The following is a 1,801-nucleotide window of genomic DNA, read 5'->3' on the forward strand; positions in this document are numbered from 1 at the left end:
GAATTCGTCGCCACTGCTTATCGCTAATCATTTTACGAGACATATGAATTTCAAAGAGAAAAATTGTATCTTAATCAGCTAATCATGGCCAATTGTCAACGCCCCCTAGTACAAAAGTATTGCTACCTTGTAAAGATATACCCAAAAGGTTAGTTCAATATCATACTTTTGCCTCATGTCAAAAAATATAGTCAAGCTAAAATTAGATGCTTATTGATTCTTATCTGATGCATGGAGGCAGCTATAATGCGTAACTTTATTTTTTCAATCTTATTAACCCTTATCACAACCACATTGAGTTTTGCTGGCAATAATTCTTCTGCTAACAAGAATAGTGACATCATGCTTGGCGCTTACCTTTTAGAAGATGCTTATAACCCTGAAAAAATTACTGACTTTGAATTAGATATCAATAATGAGCTCGCTATTATTAATATCTTCACCAGCTTTGATTACAATTGGGATAATCTTTACGTGCAATGTTCAAATATTGTCAATGAAGGCGCGACCCCCATGATCACCCTTGAACCCACACTCTTTGAACGTTCGAACGATAACCTGTTAACTGAGATAAGTAATGGTGATTGGGATCCGTATTTAGATGAGTGGATTGCTGACTTCATACTATGGGCAGAAGATCTTGATGATCCTGATGTTCGAGTATTATTACGTTTTGCCCATGAATTTAATGGCATATGGTACCCTTGGAGTAATGATCCGAGCAACTATATTCAAGCTTGGCAGTATCTACATAACAAGTTTGAAGTTGCAGGTGCAAACCAGTATATCGAGTGGGTATGGAATGCCAATAACGTCGATATTGATGATTATAATGACATTACCCAATATTACCCTGGCGATGATATGGTGGACTGGACATCCCTTGATGGATATAACTGGGGCTCAAATTATTCCTTTTCTGAATGGAATACTTTCACGGAACTATTTGAAGAGCAATATACAATACTGGTTTCAAGTTTTCCTCACAAGCCTATTTTAATTGCAGAAATCGCAACAGTAGAGCCGAGTGATTTGCCTGAATCGTCAATTGAATATGGCGGTGATGACAGTGATAGCAATGAGAGTAAAGCTAAATGGATCAACGATATGTTTAAGCAAATTAGCTCTAATTTCGTAGCGATTAAAGGTATTGTCTGGTTTAATATGAATAAAGAGCACAGTTGGTCAATTAACGAAGAGGATCATAATACTGGATTAGCTAAATTTAAAAAGATGGCACAGCAAAAGTATATTACGAGTAATTTTAATACCGCCGAGTCTTACGGAATGGATGAACTATTATCAAGTGTAAGTTATAGAATAGCGGCAAGTTCAATCGATAGTACAATAACGCATTCAGGTAAAAGCATGCAAAGCCAAGCTGATGGTTTTCGTGGGCTCTCGCAAGCGGTAATAGAAAAACATCGTAAACAACATCATGACATTATTGCAAAGCAGGCAAGGCAAGCAAAATAATCGTGTCAATTGGGTACTTAATGCTTCTATGAATGAGTATAAGTGTCAAATTTATCGGGATAATGGAGCTGAGGTATTGCTTGTCGTGCGGCATATCGCTTTGTAGAGACAAGGAGAAAAGCGAGTATCAAACGGAAACAAAAAATATCAGCAGGGTGAAAAGTGAGCATTCACATTCTCACCCTGTGTTTAGGTTAGATATTTAAATTATATTGCTAAGTGCTTAACTAAAAGTTATCGTATATTTTGACGGATAATTATCCATGATGTTTTTTACACTCTCTTTGAGTGCATCAAAAGTGATAAAATCATGGCAAGATAACCA

The 1,801-nt window shown here is 36.5% G+C and carries 1 protein-coding gene; it reads left to right on the forward strand.

Going from position 1 to position 1,801, the window contains the following annotated elements; translation table 11 throughout:
• Nucleotides 1–246: 246 nt before the first annotated feature.
• Complete coding sequence (locus L2764_RS27005) at nt 247–1,476, forward strand: glycoside hydrolase family 26 protein (protein WP_248943417.1); 1,230 nt, start codon at nt 247–249, stop codon at nt 1,474–1,476.
• Nucleotides 1,477–1,801 lie beyond the last annotated feature (325 nt).

Origin of the sequence: Shewanella surugensis (genome assembly GCF_023284005.1) — a bacterium.
GTDB classification, from domain to species: Bacteria; Pseudomonadota; Gammaproteobacteria; order Enterobacterales; family Shewanellaceae; genus Shewanella; species Shewanella surugensis.

Bases quoted from the DNA above. Each gene is read 5' to 3' on its own strand.
- L2764_RS27005 (WP_248943417.1), top strand. From the start codon at position 247: ATGCGTAACTTTATTTTTTCAATCTTATTAACCCTTATCACAACCACA.